At 36.6% G+C, this 23,730-nt stretch carries 16 protein-coding genes; 12 read left to right on the plus strand and 4 right to left on the minus strand.

What is annotated here, in order from left to right; translation table 11 throughout:
• Nucleotides 1–94: 94 nt before the first annotated feature.
• The 4 genes from ACY2RT_RS07345 (at nt 95) to ACY2RT_RS07360 (ending at nt 6,491) form a co-directional block, all read left to right on the plus strand.
• Nucleotides 95–2,938, plus strand: a complete 2,844-nt coding sequence (locus ACY2RT_RS07345) for a WD40/YVTN/BNR-like repeat-containing protein (protein ID WP_490155252.1) — start codon at nt 95–97, stop codon at nt 2,936–2,938.
• A gap of 105 nt (nt 2,939–3,043) precedes the next feature.
• Complete coding sequence (locus ACY2RT_RS07350) at nt 3,044–3,709, plus strand: succinate dehydrogenase cytochrome b subunit (RefSeq protein ID WP_490155253.1); 666 nt, start codon at nt 3,044–3,046, stop codon at nt 3,707–3,709.
• Between the two features lie 10 nt (nt 3,710–3,719).
• The gene (locus ACY2RT_RS07355) at nt 3,720–5,735 is read left to right on the plus strand and encodes a fumarate reductase/succinate dehydrogenase flavoprotein subunit (protein WP_490155254.1); all 2,016 of its coding nucleotides are present in this window, start codon (nt 3,720–3,722) and stop codon (nt 5,733–5,735) included.
• Between the two features lie 9 nt (nt 5,736–5,744).
• On the plus strand, nt 5,745–6,491 hold the full coding sequence (locus tag ACY2RT_RS07360; protein WP_490155255.1) for a succinate dehydrogenase/fumarate reductase iron-sulfur subunit: 747 nt from the start codon (nt 5,745–5,747) through the stop codon (nt 6,489–6,491).
• Between the two features lie 4 nt (nt 6,492–6,495).
• Here the strand turns inward: ACY2RT_RS07360 and ACY2RT_RS07365 are convergent, their stop codons facing one another.
• Nucleotides 6,496–8,745, minus strand: coding sequence for a tetratricopeptide repeat-containing hybrid sensor histidine kinase/response regulator (locus tag ACY2RT_RS07365; protein ID WP_490155256.1), 2,250 nt, complete (start codon nt 8,743–8,745; stop codon nt 6,496–6,498).
• Nucleotides 8,746–8,849: 104 nt separating this feature from the next.
• Here ACY2RT_RS07365 and ACY2RT_RS07370 point away from each other — a divergent pair, with 104 nt between their 5' ends.
• From ACY2RT_RS07370 to ACY2RT_RS07385, 4 genes are all read left to right on the plus strand, one after another.
• Nucleotides 8,850–9,995 (plus strand): methionine aminotransferase, encoded by a 1,146-nt coding sequence (locus tag ACY2RT_RS07370; RefSeq protein WP_490155257.1) that lies wholly within the window; start codon nt 8,850–8,852, stop codon nt 9,993–9,995.
• Between the two features lie 130 nt (nt 9,996–10,125).
• The gene (gene katG, locus ACY2RT_RS07375; protein WP_490155258.1) at nt 10,126–12,357 is read left to right on the plus strand and encodes a catalase/peroxidase HPI; all 2,232 of its coding nucleotides are present in this window, start codon (nt 10,126–10,128) and stop codon (nt 12,355–12,357) included.
• 102 nt (nt 12,358–12,459) lie between these two features.
• Nucleotides 12,460–12,930 (plus strand): ankyrin repeat domain-containing protein, encoded by a 471-nt coding sequence (locus ACY2RT_RS07380; protein ID WP_490155259.1) that lies wholly within the window; start codon nt 12,460–12,462, stop codon nt 12,928–12,930.
• 1 nt (nt 12,931) lies between these two features.
• Nucleotides 12,932–13,711 (plus strand): amidohydrolase, encoded by a 780-nt coding sequence (locus ACY2RT_RS07385; protein WP_490155260.1) that lies wholly within the window; start codon nt 12,932–12,934, stop codon nt 13,709–13,711.
• On the opposite strand, the gene ACY2RT_RS07390 is transcribed toward ACY2RT_RS07385, so the two are convergent.
• The gene (locus tag ACY2RT_RS07390; protein WP_490155261.1) at nt 13,698–15,302 is read right to left on the minus strand and encodes an Ig-like domain-containing domain; all 1,605 of its coding nucleotides are present in this window, start codon (nt 15,300–15,302) and stop codon (nt 13,698–13,700) included. The two genes, ACY2RT_RS07385 and ACY2RT_RS07390, sit on opposite strands and share 14 nt — an antisense overlap.
• Before the next feature lie 36 nt (nt 15,303–15,338).
• On the minus strand, nt 15,339–15,869 hold the full coding sequence (locus ACY2RT_RS07395) for a ComF family protein (protein WP_490155262.1): 531 nt from the start codon (nt 15,867–15,869) through the stop codon (nt 15,339–15,341).
• Nucleotides 15,870–16,089: 220 nt separating this feature from the next.
• Here ACY2RT_RS07395 and ACY2RT_RS07400 point away from each other — a divergent pair, with 220 nt between their 5' ends.
• From ACY2RT_RS07400 to ACY2RT_RS07415, 4 genes are all read left to right on the plus strand, one after another.
• The gene (locus ACY2RT_RS07400; RefSeq protein ID WP_490155263.1) at nt 16,090–16,971 is read left to right on the plus strand and encodes a DUF8428 domain-containing protein; all 882 of its coding nucleotides are present in this window, start codon (nt 16,090–16,092) and stop codon (nt 16,969–16,971) included.
• Nucleotides 16,972–17,034: 63 nt separating this feature from the next.
• On the plus strand, nt 17,035–18,570 hold the full coding sequence (locus ACY2RT_RS07405; protein ID WP_490155264.1) for a glycine--tRNA ligase: 1,536 nt from the start codon (nt 17,035–17,037) through the stop codon (nt 18,568–18,570).
• An 83-nt stretch (nt 18,571–18,653) separates the two neighbouring features.
• Entirely contained in the window at nt 18,654–20,810 is a 2,157-nt protein-coding gene (locus ACY2RT_RS07410) for a T9SS type A sorting domain-containing protein (protein WP_490155265.1), read from the plus strand.
• A 257-nt stretch (nt 20,811–21,067) separates the two neighbouring features.
• Nucleotides 21,068–23,242: a T9SS type A sorting domain-containing protein gene (locus ACY2RT_RS07415; RefSeq protein ID WP_490155266.1), complete on the plus strand. Its 2,175-nt coding sequence runs from the start codon at nt 21,068–21,070 to the stop codon at nt 23,240–23,242.
• 40 nt (nt 23,243–23,282) lie between these two features.
• Here the strand turns inward: ACY2RT_RS07415 and ACY2RT_RS07420 are convergent, their stop codons facing one another.
• Entirely contained in the window at nt 23,283–23,639 is a 357-nt protein-coding gene (locus ACY2RT_RS07420) for a hypothetical protein (RefSeq protein WP_490155267.1), read from the minus strand.
• Nucleotides 23,640–23,730: the final 91 nt, after the last annotated feature.

A 23,730-nucleotide genomic window follows, 5' to 3' on the forward strand; every position in this document is an offset into this window, starting at 1 on the left:
GGATTAGTTTTTTCAAAAATAGGAAATCTAAAATTTCAAACCTTTTGCCGATTTTCTATTTATCTGTATCTTCAGCGTTCTAAATTTACTAACCATGAAAAAAGTACTTCTTCTTTCCTGCTTCATTTTATCTTTTATTTCTTTTGCACAGCAGCCTGCAACATTGGCCTCCGATGTAGAAAATGCATTACAACAAAAAGCTGCGCTTACTAAAAATTCCATTGTAAAGAACCTCCCTTTTAAAAATATAGGGCCTACTGTTATGAGTGGCCGTGTGGTTGGGTTTGCAGTAAATGCGGATAATCCTATAGAATTTTATGTGGGTTATGCCAGTGGAGGTGTTTGGCATACTGAAAACAACGGTACAAGTTTTACTCCTGTTTTAGACAGTAGCCCTACACAAAATGTGGGAAGTTTAGCGGTTGACTGGAAGAACAATACCATTTTGGTAGGGACCGGTGAGGTGAACGCTTCACGTTCGTCTTATGCAGGGATTGGTTTACTGAAATCTTCCAATAATGGAAAAACCTGGGAAAATATAGGGCTAAAAGATTCGCATCATATTAGCAGCATCTTGATCAATCCAAACAATCCAAATGAAATACTTGTGGGAGTAGTAGGGCATTTGTATTCTACCAATGATGAACGAGGAGTTTATAAAACTATGGATGGAGGAAAGTCCTGGAATAAAACATTGTTTGTCAACAACCAATCCGGAATTATTGAACTGGAAAGGGATCCTAATAATTTCAACCTAATGTATGCGGCATCCTGGGATAAAGACAGAAAGGCCTGGAATTTTAGAGGGAACGGTGTTGGCAGTGGTATTTATAAAAGTACTGATGCAGGAAATACCTGGACTAAAGTTTCGGTAGCCGGCAGCGGTTTTCCTACAGGGGAAGGTGTTGGCAGAATTGGCCTTGCCATTTTTGATGCTAACACAGTATATGCAATTCATGATAATCAGGCACGAAGAAAAGCTGATGATGCATCTGATGATGATAGTGATGTTCTTTCCAAAGACAATTTTAAGAATATGACCTCAACACAGTTCTTAGCACTGGATAATAAAAAACTAAATGAATATTTACGTGCAAATCATTTTCCGGAGAAATATAAAGCTGAAAGTGTAAAGAATATGGTACGTAGCGGAACAGTACAACCGGCAGATCTTGCTAAATATTTGGAAGATGCCAACTCTTTATTATTTGACACCCCGGTGATTGGTGCTGAAGTTTATAAAAGTACAGATGGAGGAAAGACTTGGAATAAAACTCACGAAGGCTATTTGGATGGAATCTATTACTCGTATGGTTATTATTTTGGAAAGATTCATGTAGACCCAAGTAATAAGGATGGTATTTATATATATGGAGTTCCTATTCTTAAATCAAAAGATGGAGGAAAAACATTTGCATCAATCAATGCCGATAATGTGCATGTTGATCATCATGCACTTTGGATAAACCCAAAAATGCCAGGCCATTTAATTGATGGTAATGATGGGGGAATTAATATTAGTTATGATGATGGAGAGAACTGGATTAAGAACAATGCGCCGGCGGTTGGACAATTTTATGCTATCAATGTAGACCATGAAACGCCGTATAATGTTTATGGTGGCCTGCAGGACAATGGAGTATGGGTAGGCTCTCATGAATATGAAGAAAGTAAGTATTGGCACCAAAGTGGACAATACCCGTACGAGTCTATTATGGGAGGGGACGGAATGCAAATTCAAATAGACAATAGGAATAGTAATATAGTATATACGGGATATCAATTTGGGAACTACTTTCGAATCAACCGCGAAACCAATGAAACTACCTATATTCAGCCAAAACATGAGCTAGGAGAAAGTCCGTATCGTTTTAATTGGCAGAGCCCCATTTTGTTAAGCCCGCACAATCAGGATATTTTATACTTAGGAGGAAATAAATTAATGCGTAGTATGAATCAAGGAACAGATTGGGAAGCTATTTCCGGTAATTTGACACAAGGCGGAAAGCCTGGGAATGTTGCTTATGGAACTCTAACCAGCATTTCTGAATCAAAGTTTCAATTTGGTCTGTTGTATACAGGAAGTGATGACGGGATGGTTCACATTTCCAGAAATGGCGGAGGAAATTGGACGAATATTTCAGCTTCTTTTCCTAAGGACCTATGGGTAAGTAGAGTGATTGCTTCTTTACATAAAAAAGAACGGGTATATGTAACGCTTAATGGGTATCGTTGGGATGATTTTAAACCTTATGTTTTTGTAAGTGATAATTATGGTGCTACCTGGAAAAGTATTAATGGAAATTTACCTGCTTCTTCTGTAAATGTAATAAAAGAAGATCCTGTAAATGAAAATTTGTTGTATTTGGGCACAGATAATGGAACTTATGTTTCTTTTAACAGAGGAGAAAGTTGGGAAGTATTTTCCGGAGGATTACCAAATGTGGCTGTTCATGATTTAGTTGTGCAGCCCGAAGCCAAAGATCTGGTTGTAGGAACACACGGGAGGTCCATCTATGTGGCAGATATTGCTCTGCTTCAGCTAATGAATAGCGAAAATACAAATGATGTCTTGCTTGCTGAAACAGAACCTGTTTATGCTTCAAATCGTTGGGGAGACAGTTTTAGCCCCTGGAGGGATGTGTTAGAGCCTTCGATTGTAATTCAGGCTTATAGTCCGCAGGAAGGAAAAGCAACAATTACCGTCGAAACTGAAGAAGGAGAAAAACTGCAACAATTTGATCTTGATGCTTCAAAAGGAGTTAATATCATTGATTACGATGTAACGGTTTCAGAAAAGGGAGTAAAGGTTCTTGAGAAAGCCGGAACAAAAATAAAGAAGGCTAAAAATGAGAAGCATTATTTACCAAAAGGAGTGTATACTATTGCAATAAACCAAAACGGGAAAACAGCAAAAGTCTCTTTTGAAGTAAAGTAGTGTTTATAATAGTTCTAAATAGCTGGTAAAACAAATCATATTGTTTGGCAAAAATGGCTTTGCGCCGTATTTTTGTACTTTAATTTTCTATAAAAGAAAACCATAATGGGAATAATATCCTCTTCAATAGCCAAGAAAGTAGCAATGGCACTTTCAGGCTTGTTTCTTGTGTTTTTTCTGGCACAACATTTTGTAATAAATCTCACTTCTGTAATTGCTCCGGACGTTTTTAACAGCTGGTCACATTTTATGGGGACGAATGGCTTGGTGCAATATATCTTGCAACCTATACTCATTTTTGGAGTCGTGTACCATTTTGTAATGGGAATTGTGCTAGAATTAAAAAACAGAAATGCACGTGCTGTGAGTTACAAATCTTATAAAGGAAGTGCTAATGCAAGTTGGGCCTCTAGAAATATGATTATTTCCGGGCTTGTGATTTTAGCATTTTTGGGACTGCATTTTTATGATTTCTGGATACCGGAAATAGTACATAAATATATTGAATCTCACCCTGAAGACCCTACAAGATATTTATCTGAGACAGTCCATAAATTTGAAAGCCCTGTACGGGTAAGTTTGTATGTATTGGCATTTATATTACTTATTTTTCATTTGTGGCATGGATTCTCATCAGCTTTCCAAAGTATAGGATTTAATAATTCCTATTCAAAGGCGCTAAAAGGATTTACAAAATTGTTTGCAGTATTAATTCCGTTAGGTTTTATTTTCATTGCCATCTATCATCATTTTAATCAAATACCCCACTAAATAATAAGCTATGTCGATATTAGATTCTAAAATACCTGAGGGACCCATTGCTCATAAGTGGACAAACCATAAAAACAAAATAGACCTTGTTAATCCGGCAAACAAACGTAACATTGATATTATTGTTGTAGGTACAGGATTGGCTGGAGGGAGTGCAGCTGCTACGTTGGCTGAGCTAGGTTATAATGTTAAAGCCTATTGTTACCAAGATTCTCCAAGACGTGCACACTCGATTGCTGCCCAGGGAGGAATCAATGCAGCAAAAAACTATCAAGGGGATGGAGATTCTACCTACCGCCTTTTTTACGACACTGTAAAAGGAGGAGATTATCGCTCCCGGGAAGCAAACGTATATCGTCTGGCTGAAGTTTCGGCAAATATTATTGATCAATGTGTAGCACAAGGAGTTCCATTTGCCCGCGATTATGGAGGATTGTTGGACAATCGTTCTTTTGGAGGAGTTTTGGTTTCCCGTACTTTTTATGCCAAAGGCCAAACAGGGCAGCAATTATTATTAGGTGCTTATTCTGCAATGAATCGACAAATTGCACGTGGTAAAATAGAAATGTTTAACCGACATGAAATGTTGGATGTCGTAAAAATAGACGGTAAGGCAAGAGGGATTATAACCCGAAATTTAGTGACCGGAGAAATTGAACGCCATTCTGCACATGCAGTTGTAATTGCTTCCGGAGGATACGGAAACGTTTATTTCTTATCGACCAACGCAATGGGGTCTAATGCCACTGCTGCTTGGAAAATTCATAAGAAAGGAGCGTTTTTTGCAAACCCGTGTTATACACAAATTCATCCAACCTGTATTCCACGTTCAGGGGATTATCAATCTAAATTAACATTGATGTCCGAATCCCTTCGAAACGATGGACGTATTTGGGTGCCAAAGAATATGAAAGATGTGCTGGCTATTAGAGAAGGAAAACTAAAACCAACTCAAATTGCTGAAGAAGATAGAGACTACTATTTGGAGAGACGGTATCCTGCCTTTGGGAACCTGGTGCCTCGTGATGTAGCTTCCAGAGCAGCAAAAGAAAGGTGTGATGAGGGGTATGGTGTTAATGCGACCAGTGAAGCCGTGTATTTGGATTTTAAATCGGCTATTGAAAGATATGGTAAGGAACAAGCAAAATTACACCATATTGAAAATCCTTCCGAAGAAAAAATAAAAGAATTAGGAGAAGCTGTTGTAGAAGCCAAATATGGAAATCTTTTTCAAATGTATGAGAAAATCGTTGATGAGAACCCATATAAAACACCTATGATGATCTACCCTGCTACCCACTATACTATGGGAGGTGTTTGGGTGGACTATAATTTGATGACCACTGTTCCCGGGCTATATTGTATTGGAGAAGCTAATTTTTCTGATCACGGGGCAAATCGCTTAGGTGCTTCGGCCTTAATGCAAGGGCTGGCAGATGGATATTTTGTACTTCCATATACTATCGGAGATTATTTGTCTGATGATATTCGGACAGGAGAAATATCGACTGATACCCCTGAATTTGCTGCTGCTGAAAAAGAAGTAAAAAGCAAGATCGATTTCTTTATAAATAATAACGGAAAGTACTCTGTAGATTATTATCACAAAAAGTTAGGTAAGATCATGTGGGATAAAGTAGGTATGGCAAGAAATGCTAAAGGATTGACTGAAGCAATTTCAGAAATAAAAGAACTTCGGGAGGATTTTTGGAAAAATATAAAAGTTCCCGGAATTGCAGATGAAATGAACCCCGAGCTAGAAAAAGCCGGTAGAGTGGCAGATTTCCTGGAGTTGGGAGAATTGTTTGCAAAAGATGCTTTAATGCGGGAGGAATCCTGTGGAGGTCATTTTAGAGAAGAATCTGTAGAGTTGGATGGAGAACAAAAAGGAGAGGCTAAGCGAAAGGATGATGAATATGCTTTTGTTGCTGCCTGGGAATATAAAGGAGAACCTAGTGATGCTGTATTGCATAAAGAAGAACTAGAGTTTAATGATATTGAGTTAAAACAACGATCTTATAAATAGAAAGGCGATATGAATCTTACATTAAAAATATGGAGACAAAAAGACTCGAAAACTAAGGGTCAAATGGTCGAATATAAAGTATCTGATATTTCAGAACATATGTCTTTTTTAGAAATGATGGATGTTTTGAACGAACAACTTATAAATTCCGGCGATGAACCTGTGGCTTTTGACCATGATTGCCGTGAAGGAATTTGTGGAATGTGCTCGATGTTTATCAATGGAGAAGCACATGGACCCGACAGAGGAATAACAACCTGCCAACTTCATATGAGAATGTTTAAGGATGGCGATACAATTACGATTGAGCCTTTTAGAGCAAAAGCCTTCCCTGTTATTAAGGATTTGGTTGTCGACAGGTCCTCTTTTGAACGCATTCAGCAAGCCGGAGGATACATTTCAGTAAACACTTCAGGAAATACACAAGACGCTAATGCTATTCCAATAGCCAAAGAAGCTGCAGACAAAGCTATGGATGCCGCAACATGTATTGGATGTGGAGCCTGTGTTGCTACTTGCAAAAATTCTTCTGCTATGTTATTTGTAGGAGCAAAAATTTCTCAATATGCATTACTGCCACAAGGGCGTGTAGAAGCAACAGAACGAGTTTTAAGCATGGTAGAACAAATGGACAAAGAAGGATTTGGGAATTGTACTAATACCGGTGCTTGTGAGATCGAATGCCCTAAAGGAATCTCTTTGGAGAATATCGCACGAATGAATCGCGAATATTTGAGCGCTACCCTAAAAGGATAATCAATTACATAGCTTTTAGCTGTGAAAGCTTCTTTGAGGGATCTGAAACTTCTGTAATATTCTTCAAAATTGTTTGTATAAATTTTGTTACATCGTAAGGTTTTACAATGATATCGTTCATTCCGGATTCAAAAATACTATAACGCATTTCTTCTACTTCTACTGCGGTCAATGCGAGAATAGGAATACTTTTATTGAATTTTCTAATTTCTTTTGTTGCGCTTATTCCGTTTTTAACAGGCATATTAATGTCCATTAAAATCAGATCGAATTTTTCTGAAGCTGCTTTTTCAATCGCGATTTGACCATTCTCTGCAATTGTACAATGCATGCCGTTTTTTTCCAGAATCTTTTTGGTTACTGTTTGATTAATTCTATTATCTTCTGCTACTAGAATCTTTTTATCTTTCAACAAACTGCAATCTAAGAAAGTCGATATTTTTTCCTCTTTTGTTTCATTAACGATATCATATTCAATAGTAAATGAAAATAATGATCCTTTGCCGGGATTGCTTTTGAGTGTGATATCGGCATTGTCAAGTTTCAATAGTTTTTTTACAATAGGAAGCCCCAATCCGGTACCGTGGTATTTATAGTCATTGGCACCTAACTGTGAAAATTCTTCAAAAATATTTCCCTGCTTTTCGATAGGAATTCCCATCCCGGTATCTCTAATGTAAAATTTAATAGCGGTCTTGTCAAGAGTGTTCTTGGTAGTCTCGGCAATTATATAAATGTTTCCGTCTTCAGTGAACTTACACGCATTACCAATAAGATTCATCAATACCTGGGATAAACGAACCGAATTTCCAAAAACAAATTCCGGAACAGAGTCTGAAATATGAATATGCATCTCATTATTGTTTTGAATACGCATATATTCAAAAGAAGATGCGATCTTTTTGATTAGTTCCCGAATATCAAAAGATGTTTGTTCATTATCAATGCTATTTGAGTCTATTTTATTAATTTGTAATACATCATTGATCAATGCCAAAAGGTAATCTGCAGAAAACTTTAAAGATTTCAGGTCCTTTAAATGGCTCTTAAGTGATTTGTCTTCAAGCAGAATTGTTGTTAAACCAATAACACCATATAGTGGGGTTCGAAGCTCATGACTTATAGTTGAAAAGAATTTACTTTTCGCTTTGGATAGTTTTTCGGTCTCTTCCTTAGCTATTAAATATTCTTTGTTTTTCACTTTCAATTCTCGTACAAGTTCTTTCCTTTTTCTATAAGCAAAATACAGAGCAATAAATAGGATAAGAAAGCATGCAAATCCGAAAATTAAAATATTATTAAGCCTACTTTTATTCTGTACTATCTGTGCTTGAAGTTGGTATTGTAATTCTGCTTTTTGAACATCCTTTTTATATTCTGCTACCTGGTGATTTGCAGAGGCAATTTCAATTTCAGCAGATATGTTTTTTTGTTGATTGATCTCAAAATATTTTTCATACTCCATTCGTGCTTCATAAGCATCTTTATAATTTTTTTGTTTGAACAAATTTTCACTATAATAATAATAAGCATCTTCGAGGACAATTGTCTTTTCTTCTTTTTCAGCAGTTTTAATAACTTTTGTGAAATAAAGTCCGGCCATCTCGTAATTCCCTTTTAAATAGTAATATTGACCAAGAAGGTTTTCTAAACTAATTGCATAATTGGGATCACCATATTTAATAAACTTTTTTGCCTTAATAATATGCACATAGGCTTTATTAAAATTTTCACCTTCTATTGCAGTGAGGACTGTATTGTAATGAGCTTTTGCCAAACCTGTAGAGTCATTCAATTTCTCAAAAAGCTCAATGGATTTATTGTGATAGTCAAAAGCTTCTTCTATACGATCTCCCGAAATAGAATATATATTAGCCAAGTCCATAAAAGTATGGGCTCTTACGGTGTCGTTTTTTGTAAGTTGTGCTTGTTTTTCAGATTTTTCGAAGCTTTCTTTTGCCATCAATGTATCACCTAAAACAAGGTAATCATAAGCCAGATTTCTATAACCTTTATGAATGTAGTAAGGGTCGTCAATCTCAAAAGCTAAACTTAAAAGGCCAAAGTTTAACGCCAGATCTTTTCTATAATCCCCATTGTTATAATGTGCATTTGAAGAGTCAAGTAGCTTTTGAAATTGTATTTTCTTTGCAGATAAATCCTGGTCATACGAATCTTGTGTAGACAAAAGACTTTGTCCACAAGCGGGGAAAATACATAAGTAAAACAACAAGAAATGTAGGTATTTCTTCATTGATTTAATAGATTTGGGATGACGAATATACGATTTTTCTTACAAAAAAGAGGAAAATATAAATTTTGACTTTTGAAAATAAACCATTTAACTATTTTAAGTATATGATAATATCTAAACTTCCTTCAGTTTCATCCTCTATTTTCTCGGTTATGAGTGCTATGGCAAAAAAACATGATGCCATTAACTTGTCACAGGGGTTTCCAAATTTTAGAAGTGATTCAATGCTTGTAGAACTTGTTACAAAAGCAATGAAAGATGGATATAATCAATATGCTCCAATGGCAGGAGATATGAAGTTACGGGAAGAAATTTCTAAAAAGGTAGAAATGCTTTATGGTAAAAAATACAACCCAAATAATGAAATTACTATAACCGTTGGGGCTTCACAGGCAATTTTTACTGCAATTGCAACAACAATAGGCAGAGGTGATGAGGTTATAATTTTCACACCGGCATATGATTGTTACGAACCGACGATTCATTTATTTGGGGGTATTTCGGTCCCAATTCAGTTAAAAGCTCCAAATTATGAGCCGGATTGGAATGAAGTTTCAGAAAAAATAAGCTCCAAAACAAAACTTATCATTATTAATACCCCCCACAATCCAAGCGGGATGCTGTTTTCTGAAAGTGATATGCTTCAGCTCCAGCAAATCTCTGAGAAATATGACCTTTTGGTTATTAGTGATGAAGTATATGAACATATCATTTTTGATGAAGAAATACATCAAAGTGCTGCAAGATTTGAAGCATTATCAAATAGAACATTTATTGCAGCATCATTTGGGAAGACCTTTCACAATACCGGCTGGAAAGTAGGATATTGTGTAGCGCCCAAAAGTTTGATGAAAGAGTTTCAAAAAGTACATCAATACAATGTATTTTGTGTAAATCATCCGGTTCAAAAAGCATTAGCCACTTATCTTGAAGAACCTCAGCATTACCTTCAACTTTCAATATTTTATGAACAAAAAAGGAACTTTTTCCTAAATTTAATCAAAGATTCCCGGTTTAAAGTTCTCCCTTCAAAGGGAACTTATTTCCAATTATTGGATTTTTCTGAAATTTCTTCAGAAAATGATATTGCTTTTGCCGAACGATTGACCAAAGATTATAAAATTGCAACAATTCCCACATCAGTATTTAATACCCACAAAGAAGACTTCAAACAAATCCGGGTTTGCTTTGCGAAAACCCAAGATACACTCGAGACAGCTGCGGCTATCTTGAAAGGAATACAATATTAAAATTCAATTGTTTTTAGCTCTAAGTATAAATTTTATCAATAGATAAATTATTACATACAATTGATTAGGTAAGTATCCGCCAGTTTTATTTTTTAATTTTAGACTTATTCTGATTTAAAACAAAAAAATTATGGACGATACAAAAAGTTACAATATGCATGAAGGTGGTGATATAAATAAATGCCCATTTATGGGGGGTACTCAAAATCATGTGGCCGGTGGCGGTACCTCGAATAGGGATTGGTGGCCAAATCAGTTGAAGTTAAATATCTTACGGCAAAACGCAGTTAAGTCAGACCCTATGGATAATAGATTCAACTATGCAGAGGAGTTCAAGAGCCTTGACCTTAATGCCGTAAAAAAGGATCTCTATGATTTGATGACAAAATCTCAAGACTGGTGGCCTGCAGACTTTGGTCATTATGGACCTCTTTTTATTCGTATGGCCTGGCATAGTGCCGGTACGTATCGTATTGGTGATGGCCGGGGTGGAGCAGGTTCAGGAACTCAGCGTTTTGCCCCACTTAATAGTTGGCCGGATAATGGAAATCTAGACAAGGCACGGTTATTATTGTGGCCCATTAAAAAGAAATACGGAAGAAAAATCTCCTGGGCGGATTTAATGATACTTGCCGGTAATTGTGCTTTAGAGTCAATGGACTTTGAGACTTTCGGTTTTGCAGGTGGGCGAGAGGATGTTTGGGAACCTGAACAAGACATTTATTGGGGTTCTGAAGCTGAATGGCTTGGAGATAAGCGTTACGAAGGAGATCGTGATCTCGAGAATCCTCTAGGTGCAGTTCAGATGGGACTTATTTATGTAAACCCTGAAGGACCCAATGGAAACCCTGACCCAATCTTGGCCGCGCATGATATAAGAGAAACTTTTGGGCGTATGGCTATGAACGATGAGGAAACGGTTGCGCTTATAGCGGGGGGGCATACATTTGGTAAAGCACATGGTGCTGCCGATGCAGATAAATATGTAGGTAGAGAACCTGCTGCAGCAAGTATAGAGGAACAAAGTATGGGTTGGAAAAATACATTTGGTTCTGGAAATGCAGGAGATACAATTACCAGTGGGCTTGAAGGTACCTGGACTACTACCCCAACCAAATGGAGTAATAATTTCTTTGAGAACCTATTCGGTTATGAATGGGAACTAACCAAGAGTCCGGCGGGGGCATACCAGTGGAAGCCAAAAGGAGGTGCAGGCGAAGGAGCAGTACCGGATGCTCATGACCCATCTAAAAGTCAAACACCTTTTATGTTAACGACTGATCTCTCCTTAATAGAAGATCCGGAATATGCAAAAATTTCAAAACGTTTTTATGAAAACCCTAAGGAGTTTGCAGATGCTTTTGCTCGTGCCTGGTATAAGTTAACACATCGCGATATGGGGCCCATTAGTCGTTATTTAGGGCCGGAAGTTCCTAAGGAAGAACTTATTTGGCAAGACCCAATTCCTAGTGTTACACACGAATTGATAGACGATCAGGATATTGCTTCGTTAAAAAATACAATTCTTAACTCGGGACTTTCTATATCTCAATTGGTATCTACTGCCTGGGCATCAGCTTCTACTTACCGTGATTCAGATAAGCGCGGTGGAGCTAATGGTGCTCGTATTCGTCTTGCTCCACAGAAAAACTGGGAAGTAAACAACCCGGCAGAACTATCGAAAATTTTAGAATCGCTAGAACGTATTCAACAGGAATTTAATAATGCTCAAAATGGTGATAAGCTGGTTTCTTTAGCAGATATAATTGTTCTAGGTGGATGTGCAGCTATAGAGCAGGCAGCTAAAAATGCAGGATATAATTTGACGGTGCCTTTTGTTTCTGGTCGGGCAGATGCATCACTAAAACAAACAGATGTAGAATCATTTGCTTATCTTGAACCCGTTGCAGATGGTTTTAGAAATTACATTAAAAAAGGTCAAAAAGTACCGGCGGAGGAATTGTTGGTTGACAAAGCACAATTAATGACACTTTCGGTGCCGGAAATGACTGTATTAGTTGGTGGTATGCGTGTTCTTAATACAAACTTCGATCAGTCTAATTATGGTGTCTTCACAAATGATTCGGAGAAACTAAACAATAATTTCTTTGTTAACCTCCTTGATTTGGGAACGACTTGGAAGGCAATTTCAGATGATCAAAATGTATTTGAGGGACGTGATCGTACTACTGGTGAACTCAAATGGACTGGAACACGAGCTGATCTTATTTTTGGATCAAACTCTGAGCTTCGTGCTATTGCTGAGGTTTACGCATGCAATGATTCTCAAGAACGCTTTGTGAGAGACTTTGTTTCTGCCTGGACTAAGGTGATGAACCTAGACCGTTTTGATTTGACTTAGCTCTAATATGCTTCCTGCCGAACGGGAGTTATAATGAATGACTTACTTTTTTGAAGCAGCATAGTATCTATGTTGCTTCATTTTTTTAACTTGTGAAAGACTATGGATGAAGTATTTTTTAATGCCATTAGAGAAGGAGATCAGGTGCAAGTGAAGCATCTTCTGGCCGGGAAACCGGATTTGGTGAACACTAAAGATCAGCGAGGTTCCACTCCGTTATTGCTGGCAACTTACTACGGTCATAATGCAATTGCTGAAGAAATTCTGCAACATCCTCAGGATATTGATGCCCGGGACGCTTCGGGAAATACAGCCCTGATGGGAGTGAGTTTTAAAGGATTCCTGCCATTGGCAGAATTGTTAATTGAAAAAGGAGCCAATGTCAATATTAGAAATTATAATGGAGCTACTGCGCTAATTTTTGCGGCTACTTTTGGTAAGGTTGCAATTGTAAAATTATTATTGAATAGTGGAGCTGACTCAGAGATCTTAGATGATAGAGGTAATACTGCCTTAGCACACGCCAAGATGCAAGATATTAAGGATGTTGTTCAAATATTAGAAGCAATATAATATGCAAAGAACGCTTTCCGTAACAATAATTCAATCACATTTGCATTGGGAAAATCCAATTGCTAACAGGAAGCAGTTTTCAGATAAGATTAATGATATTTCTGGAAAAACAGATTTGATAGTGCTCCCGGAAATGTTTACAACAGGATTCTCTATGAATGCTAAAAATCTGGCAGAGAAATCCAATGGCGAAACACTACAATGGATGATCCTGGAGGCAAAAAAACATACTACTGCCATTACAGGAAGCGTAATTATTTCAGAAGACAATACTTTTTATAACCGGTTGTTTTTTGTCTTTCCAAATGGAGATTATAAAACATACGATAAGCGTCACACCTTTACATTAGCAGGAGAGGATAAAACCTATTCTGCGGGGACTAAAAGGCTAATTCTTGATTACAAAGGCTTTAAAATATGCCCTTTGATCTGTTATGATCTTCGTTTTCCGGTTTGGGCCCGAAATACGATTGGTTACGATGTATTGTTATATGTTGCCAATTGGCCTGAAAAGCGAATTACAGCATGGGATGTATTATTAAAAGCACGTGCTATAGAAAACATGAGTTATTGTATAGGGGTAAATCGGGTTGGATTGGATGGTAATGGTTATGAATATGTGGGACATTCTGTGGTTTATAATGTATTAGGTAAGCAAATTTCTACCTGTGTTTCTGAAAAAGAATTTACAGAAACTGTTGTTTTAGAAAAGGAACATATTACAAAACACAGAAAGCACCTGCAGTTTTTAAATGACCGGGATAATTTTAATCTAGTGTAAATATTTCGTTGAGGCTCCAATTTGCCAAAATTTCCAGTTGAGAAGGATAATACACTATTCTTTCGGGTTGTATACGTTCTAAAAAATTACCGGTATCCCAAATTCCATTTTCGTTTTCGTCAAACACGACACGCAGATAATAAATTCCGGGATCTATATAGTCAAAATATACAGTATTGTTTTCAGGAAGAGGTTTTTCGGTAATTAATTCAAACTTACTATCAACCAATTGTACTATCAAAGCTGTTTCTTTTACATTATTTAATGTGAACGTCAATGTACCATAATCTGAAAATGCTTTGGTCCTAACGCCATAGTTTAACGTATCATTTACAGTTTCAAAGAAATCGGTTATTGCTCCGGGAAACAGTTTTATGTTATAGGTTTGTTCTTCGGTTTTTGGGAAAATAATTTCGGCAGTATTAAAGCGTTTATTGATTTGTGCTGTTGCAGTAATTACAGTGGAATCTTTATCTATGATTTCAATTTTTTCAGTATTTATAGTACTTAGGGGAGTGTTTGCCTTTAATTTTAAGGTATCCTTAGGGAGCAGAATTCTACTGTTAATTGGCGAAACCGTTAACGTATCTTTAAACAGGTTTCGCATTCGAACGTTAAGAGTATCAATAGTACCGTAATTTTTAGCAATGAATACCAGAGAGTCACTTTCTATTTGAGGTTTAAGCCAATAGTGTAAGGTATCCGTTTTGCTATCCTGATATGTTTTAGAAGTGAATCCTTCAGGCACTGTTGAGAGCAATTCGACGGATAGCTCTTTTGCATCTCCTTCAAAACCAAAAAGAATATGGTTTTTGGATTCGTGTTTAGGGCGTGCTATTTTATAATTTGGTATTTCTTTAAATAGATTAAGTTGAAATGTACTATCCGTTGGAAGTGAAATAACCTCATTTGCAAAGGCAATTTTATCATGTATTGACTGAAATGTATAATCGTTATTTTTTTCTTTAAGAGCCACCAGCAAGTAATTCCCTTCCTTTAAATTGGTAAGTTCAAAAGTGCTGGTACTATCTTTTGTAGTAGTGATATACATGGGTTTTTCTGAAAAAATAACCGAATCTTTGAATGTTTCATCCACCTCATACAACATCACGGCAGTAGGGATTTCAGGTTTTAATAATAATACGTCTTTTACAACACCGGAAAGTTTTAAACTATCTATATAGCTTCCGGTTGAAAAAACATATTTAAAGTATTCAAAAGGATTCTCTTCATTATTATCAACAATGCTTTGTCCGAAATTGATAGAATAGGTGGTATTGGCAATTAAAGTGTCTAAGATCTTTATTTTCACAAATTTGGCTGTACTCAAAGGAGTAATTTCCGGAGCATATTTTAAAGGAGGAGAAATTATAAGGTTTTTTTGAAGATCTTTTAGTTTCACATATTCATCAAAATAAATCCTTATTTCATTTTCAGAAAAATTAGTACTGAAATTTTCCGGAATGCTTTTTACCAGTACCGGAGGGATCGAATCTTTTTTTCCGCCTGAAGGAGTTCCCTTTTTAGCACAATCAGCAAAGGAAAGCAAAAACAAAAAGACAATTGGAATATAGAGCAGACGGTGTTTCACACATTTAGAGTTATGAGATAGCAAAAATAGGTATTTTTATGCGATAGCAATGGTCGCCAGGCTAAGTTTAATGTTTGTACTTTTAAGTAATTGTAAAGCACAGTTTTCTATTGTAGCACCGGTAGTTATAATATCGTCGACCAACAAAATATGCTTATTCTCGATACGTTCGGGTCTTTGTACGGTAAAAATTTCTTCTGTTTCAAAGCGGGTAAAACGCTTTTTAAAGACCTGCGAATTTGTTTTGGAGATTTTTAGCAAAATATCGTCCTGATAAGGAATATCTAAAGCAGCTGCGATTTCTTTTCCAAAACCTTCTACCTGATTGTAACCTCTTTTTTTAAGCTTTTGTTTGTGTAATGGTACAGGGATCACCAGATCTAAACTTTGGTATTCTTTTATTGAAGATAATTCGGACCCCAGCCATCTGCCAAAAAAGAAGCTGATCTCTTTTTGCCCCTTATATTTAAGATTGTGTAAGATCTCTTGCGTAATTCCCTTTTTTTGAAATTGTAATAATGCAGTAGCATTTTCCACTACAAACCTCCCATAAAAAATATTTTTCATAGATTGGTTTGCTGTTTTATGATGACAAACAAGAGGAAGTCTGTGTAAACATTGAGTACAGAGTGTGTTTTCAGCTTTTAATAAAATCTTTTTACAGCCATTACAAACTTTTGGAAATAAGATATTTAACATATTTTAATTTTTTTTACCATTTTTTAAACGTTTATATCTTAATCCCCTTAGTACTTTTGACCCCTAAATCTATTCTAAACCTATAATTATGAGCACAGAAAACAACAGCACTAAATTTAAAGTATTAATTGGAGTGCTTTCTGCATTGTTGATAGCTTTGGCTGTTTACACCGTAACTCTATACAATGATAGTAAAAATACGGTAACCGGGCTTGAGAAGCAAAAAGTGGAAATCGAAGGTGAGTTAGAAGAACTCATAGCAAATTACGACGAGATTATACAGGATAATGAACTAAAGGATAAAGACCTTTTGGATGCCCGTCAGCGAATTGAGATTCTGCTTGATTCTGTTAAAACATCAGAAGCAAATGTAGCTTTAATTGGGCGTTACAAAGCTGAAATTGGGAGACTAAAGCAGGAGCGTAAGTTGTTATTTAAAAGAGCTGACAGTTTAATTGCTGCAAATCAACTCCTTGCTATGGAGCGAGATAGTACAAATATGGTGTTGAGCAATACCATAAAGGTTGTAGACTCTGTAAATGAAAAAAATGTGGCAATGGCCGAAACCATTAAAAAAGGATCCATTGTAAATGCTGTTGATCTTCGTGGAGAAGCTGTTATTATTAGAAGCAGCGGAAAAATTGTAGATACCAGACGTTCCAGTCGTGCCGATAAAGTTAGAGCATGTTTTACACTAACTCCTAATCCTATTGCTGAAAAAGGAGACAGAACATTATTTGTTCAGGTCATCAACCCTAAGAATAATTTACTGGGAGATAAAGAAAACTTACAGTTTGATGGAGAAGTACTTAATTATAGTGCAGCTACAAATGTCTTTTATGAAAATGAAGAATTAGATGTTTGTGTACTTGTAAATGCCAAGGAGGAAGACCTTATTGAAGGAAGGTACATCATCAATGTTTTTGATGGTTCTAAACAAGTTGCATCAACTACCATGGAGCTCAAATAAAAAATGAAATAAAAAATTGAAACCGCTGCGATGTTATCGTAGCGGTTTTTTTATTTTTGCGCTATGGCAAACAATGAAGATCAATTTAAAAAAGTAGTATCGCACGCAAAAGAGTATGGTTACATTTTTGCATCGAGTGAAATTTACGATGGCCTTAGCGCTGTGTATGACTATGCACAAAACGGTGTAGAACTTAAAAAGAACATACGTGAGTATTGGTGGCGAAGTATGGTATATATGCACCAAAACATTGTGGGGATAGACGCTGCTATTTTAATGCACCCTACGACATGGAAAGCTTCAGGTCACGTAGATGCTTTTAATGATCCATTGATCGATAATAAAGACTCAAAGAAACGCTATCGTGCAGATGTGTTAATCGAGGATTATGCAGAAAAACTGAATCAAAAAGCACAAAAGGAAATAGAAAAAGCCCGCAAACGCTTTGGAGAAAGCTTTGATGAAGAACAATATGTGACCACTAACGAACGTGTAATTGGATATAAAGCAAAACAAAGAGAAGTCTTAGAGCGGATGGCTCGAGCTTTAGATGCTGAAGATCTGGCAGATGTTAAGGCACTCATCGAAGAACTGGGAATTGCTGACCCCGAAACAGGTAGTAAGAACTGGACTGAAGTACGGCAGTTTAATTTGATGTTTGGAACTAAGTTAGGAGCTTCGGCCGAAAGTGCTACCAATTTATACCTTCGCCCTGAAACTGCTCAGGGAATTTTTGTGAATTTCTTAAATGTGCAAAAAACAGGTAGAATGAAAATTCCATTTGGAATTGCACAAACCGGGAAAGCTTTCCGTAATGAAATTGTAGCAAGACAATTTATCTTTAGAATGCGTGAGTTTGAGCAAATGGAAATGCAGTTTTTTGTACGTCCAGGTGAAGAAATGAAGTGGTATGAATACTGGAAAGAAACACGTTTAAACTGGCATCATTCTTTAGGATTAGGGAAAGAAAACTATCGCTTTCATGACCATGAGAAATTAGCCCATTATGCAAATGCAGCAGCAGATATAGAATTTAAATTCCCTTTTGGGTTTAAAGAATTAGAAGGAATACATTCCCGTACAGATTTCGACCTTAAAGCACACGAAGAATACAGTGGTAAAAAATTACAGTTTTTTGATCCTGAATTAAATAAAAACTACACTCCTTATGTAGTGGAAACATCTATTGGTCTGGATAGAATGTTCCTTGCGGTTCTAAGTAATTCACTTCAGGAAGAAAACTTAGAAGATGGTAGTACCCGAACCGTACTTAAATTACCCTCAATTTTAGCACCTGTAAAAGCAGCTGTATTGCCTTTGATTAAAAGAGACGGTTTACCGGAAATAGCTCAATCAATTATTGATACTTTAAAATGGGACTACAATGTGATTTATGATGAAAAAGACGCAGTAGGAAGGCGCTATCGTCGCCAAGATGCGGCAGGGACGCCTTTTTGTATTACTGTAGATCATCAAACAAAAGAGGACCAAACAGTTACCATACGTTATAGAGATACTATGAAACAAGAACGGATTTCTATTCAGGAAATCTCAAAAAAAATAAGCGAAAGCGTTTCATACAAGACCTGGCTGCAATAAATTAGGGCGTTTTCTTTTTTTAAAAGAGTTGGAATTGTTATTTTTATAAACTTAATACATTTATAATTTAAAAAAACAACTCTATGAAATTAAGAAATTATTTTTTTGTACTGCTCTTGGTAGCTTTTACAGGTTCTGTGTATGCACAGCAAACTGTAAATACAGGAGCTGATGAAACAGGAATATTGGCGGATCCCATTTATGTTCCCAGTATTGCCAAACAAATCCAAAACGGGACATTAGTACTCGCAGACAATACACCTACAGAAGGAAGACCTAAAAGGCAATATGGAAATAGAGTAATTCCTGGAAAAGGTTCTATGGGGCCGGATCTGGCATTACAAACAACACCTCCTACAAGAATGGCAAACCCTCCATTCCTTACTTTTGAGGCAGATATTTCACAGGCAACACCTTCAGACCCTACCGGTGCAATTGGACCTAACCATTATATAGGTGCGTGGAATTCGGCTTTCAGAATATTTGATAAATCTGGAAACCCATTAACTCCGGAAGCTTCTCTATCTACATTATTCCCGGGGAATAACATTGGAGATCCTATTGTTATCTATGACCAAATGGCAGATCGATTCCTTATCACTGAATTTGATTCTTCACCAAACGGATTTAATGTTGCTGTTTGTCAAGGTCCAGACCCAGTAAACGACGATTGGTATATTTATACGACCGGTTTTGGAACAGGAAGCTTTCCTGATTATACAAAATTCTCTGTTTGGCCTGATGGATATTATGTTACAGCTAATATTGGTAACAGAAGAGTTTTTGCAGTAGAGCGTGAGAAAATGTTGACAGGCGATACAGCCCAGTTTCAATTTTTTAACCTAACTGGGATTCAAACCAGCGGATTTTTTAGCCCACAAGGATTTCACCATACTGCAGGGTCTCATCCAAAACCCGGAAACTTTAATGTGGTATACTTGCAAGACGATGCATGGGCAGGTGTTGCAACAGATCATCTAAAAATATGGACTATTAATGTAGATTGGGAAACACCGGGAAATTCTACAATTTCCACAGCGCAGGAACTTGCAACTACAGATTTTATTAGTGTTTTTGACGGAGGTAGCTTTTCAAATTTAAGTCAGCCGGGAGGCCCGGATATTGATGCTTTACAAGCTACTATTATGAACCAGGCACAATTTAGACAATTTGACGGATATAACTCTGCCGTATTCAATTTTGTAGTAGATACAGACCCAACTGCCGGTGAGCTGGCTGGTATTCGCTGGTATGAATTACGCCAAACAGAATCCGGAATGCCATGGACGATCCATCAGGAAGGAACATATACTGCTCCTTCAGGAAGGCATGCATTTTCAGGAAGTATGGCAATGGATATTTATGGTAATATTGGAATGGGATATAGTTCTGTAAGTACAACCGATATGATCTCCATTAGATATACAGGGAGATTACAAGGAGATGCTCCGGGAACAATGTCCGTTGCTGAAGGTTTGATTGGCCAAAGTACTGCAAATAGCCCTAATCTTAGATTCGCAGACTATGTACATTTAACAGTAGATCCAGAGAATGATAGAGATTTTTGGCATATTGCTGAATATTTCAACCCTAGTAGAAGAGATGTTGTTGGGGCATTTAATCTGGAAAACACATTACCGGCAGATGATGTAGCCATAGTAGATATTTTACCTAATAGTGGAGCTTTAACTGCTACGGAAGATATTACCATTACAATCGAAAACTATGGTACATCAACACAAACCAATATTCCGGTAACGTATAGCATTGATGGTGGGACCCCTGTTAGTGAGGTATATACGGGATCTATTGCTCCTGGAGCAACAGACACATATACTTTTACGGTTCAGGCAGATTTATCTACTCCCGGGCAATTATATAGAATTGAAACTGAAACAAACTTAGTAGGAGATAATTTCACCGATAATGATTTTTATGCTGAAAATCCTAAAAATGACGGCGTACTATCTGTTGGAGATCTTGAAATTGCCAATGCCGAATTGATTGTGTCTTCTACAGACAATAAGAAATTTGATATTGTCTTGAATACTAATTACAATGAAGTATTACCTCTTAGCGTATATGACGTTACCGGTAAAATACTTGTATTTAATAATCTTGTTAATGAAGGCAATAAGTTTACATATTCATTGGATATGTCTTATGTTGCCAGTGGAGTTTATTTAATAAAAATAGGAGATACATCCATTGAGAAAACTGCAAAGATTATTGTAAAATAAATCTTTTCAGAATTCATTTAGAAATTTAAAAAGCGGAGGAAACTCCGCTTTTTTTGTAAAAACTTTTCATCATTTTTTTACTTGTTTAAGCAAGAATCCTTATAAACCCAGTAATTAAGTATAGGTGTAATAATTTAATAATCAATGGATAAAAAACAATTTCTCAAAAATTTCTCTTGTATATTAAAAAATAGTTGGTAATTTAGGAACCCTTTTAAAAAATCTTAAAACTAAATTATTTACTAAAAAACTTATTTATGAAATCTAAAATTTCTCTACTAGTGCTATTTTTTGCTGTTGTTTTCACAGCAAAGGCACAAGAAAACAAGGAGCAAAAGGCAATTTATTCCGGAACAGTGGAATCTATGATGTATGTTCCATCATTGGCCTCAAAAGAGTATCTAGAACCTGCGGATACTTCTTTAAAAGAGGCAAAAGACAAAAGATCTGGTCAAAACCCGGTTATAATTGGTAAAGACCCTCAAACTGAAAACGATTATTTGGCTAGTAATCCTCATCCTTTAACAGGAAAAATACAAAGCAGAGCTTTACTTTTTGAATTTGAAGCTTCTGCTTCGGGTTCTTCTCCTACAGATCCTTCGTTAGGTGTAGGCCCTAATCATGTGGTATCTGTATTTAACACAGGATTTAGAATTTTTGATAAGACAGGAACCCCATTAACTGGTCAGTTAGGAGTAACTAATATATTTTCTGGTGGAGGTTGTTGTGACCTTACCGTGTCTTATGACGCAGCTGCAGATAGATGGGTGTTAAGTTATTTGTGGTCCAGCAACGGACAAATTCAAGTTGCTGTATCTGATGGCCCTGATCCTGTAAACGATGGATGGTATGTTTATACCATACCTAATGTAAATGACTACAATAAACTTTCAGTATGGAGCGATGGATATTATGTAACTGCTAATGTAGGAGGATCTAACAGAGTATGGGCTTTAGAGAGAGCCGAAATGCTTTTGGGAAATCCTGCTGCAGGAGTTCAGACGTTTAACCTTCCGGGGATAGCAACGAGTGGTTTCTATAGTCCACAAGCGCTTAACGTTACCGATGATAATATGCCAGCAGCCGGAGGTGCAACTATTGTATACTTACAGGATGATGCCTGGGGTGGAGTAGCAACAGATCACGTAAAATATTGGACAATAGATGTAGACTGGGCAACTCCTGGAAATTCGACAGTCTCAGCTGCTACAGAGATAGCTTTAACTCCTTATATCTCAGTATTTGACGGAGGAAGCTTCTCTAATTTGTCACAGCCTGGAGGCGGAGCTTCGATAGATGCTTTACAGGCGACTATTATGAATCAGGCACAGTTTAAAAAATTCCCGGGATATAATTCCGCACTATTCAACTTTGTGGTAGATACAGATGCTTCGGCTGTTGAACTTGCGGGTGTACGCTGGATGGAGTTTCGCCAAACAGCAGATAACCAACCTTGGACCTTATTCCAGGAAGGTACTTATACTGCTCCGGACGGAAGACATGCATGGCACGCTAGTTTAGCTATGGATGATCAAGGGAATATAGGTATGGGATATACGAGTATGGCAGGTCCAACTACTCCAAACCCAACAGACTTTAGAGTGAGTTCTTATTATACGGGAAGATTTGCTGCAGATCCTGCAGGAACTATGACTGTTGCAGAAACTTTGATCAAAGCGGGAACTAATAATATTCCAAATTTCAGATACGGGGATTATTCAAAAATTGATGTTGATCCTGCAGATGATAAAACATTCTGGTTTATCAATGAAATTGCAAACCCGGGAAGAAGAGATCACGTAGGTGTTTTCCAAATTGCTCCTAGTCTTGCAGATGATGTAGGTGCTATTAGTATAGACGCACCTGTAGATGGTGCATTAACCAGTGCAGAATCAGTAACTGTTACTATTTTTAACTATGGTATTGATCCACAATCAAATATTCCGGTAAACTTAACAATTGATGGAAATAGTATTGCTGATGAAGTGTTTGCAGGACCGTTAGCTGCATCTGCATCTGCTCAATATACATTTACTGCGACTGGAGATTTTTCTACTCCCGGTCAGACATATGTTGTAGAAGTTACTACAAACCTTGCTGGTGACCAGGAAAATTCAAATGATAGTACAACGAAGAGCATTACCAACACTACTTTAGGTACTGAAGACAATGTTGTTAAGGATTCTGACCTAATGATTGTTGATAAAGGGAATAATCATTTTGATGTATCATTAAAAACTACAATTACAGAACCTCTAACTTTAACTGTTACTAATATTCTTGGACAAACATTATTAAACTATAATATTGATAATGAAAATGGAAAAGGGTATTTCTATAATCTGGATATGTCTTATGCTGCTTCCGGAGTTTATATAGTTAGACTAGGAAACAATAAGGCAGGTAATTCGAAAAAAATAATTGTTAAGTAATTTTTTAAGAATTGTTATAATAAAATATTAGAGCGGAGTTTTACTCCGCTCTTTTTTGTATATCCTTGATGCTAACCGGAGTAGCATTATCACAACGATTCATCATTCGAAGTCCACTATATGTAACCCAAACCTTCATTCCATTACTCTTATAGCTTTCATCAAGATTAATAGGATCTAACAAATATGGCACATCATCTTCCATTTGTAACGTAAAAGGACAATCACCTTCTTTCGTAGAAGCTATAATGGTAGCTTTTTTGTAACCGGCTTCCATCATTTTTTTAGCTTCCTTAGCAGTTTCTGTTTCAGAAGAAGAATTTTTATCGATGTTAGCTGAGCCACAAGACATTATCGCTAAAGACAAAATTGCTAATGAGGTTTTAATAAATGTCATAATTATAATTTTTAGTGTTTTACATGTTGTTAAATTACAAATAATGTGCCGCTTAATAACTATAGTTAAAAACCTTTTCCCTTTTTAACCA

The sequence above is a fragment of the Ulvibacter sp. 2210JD10-4 genome, assembly GCF_058148525.1.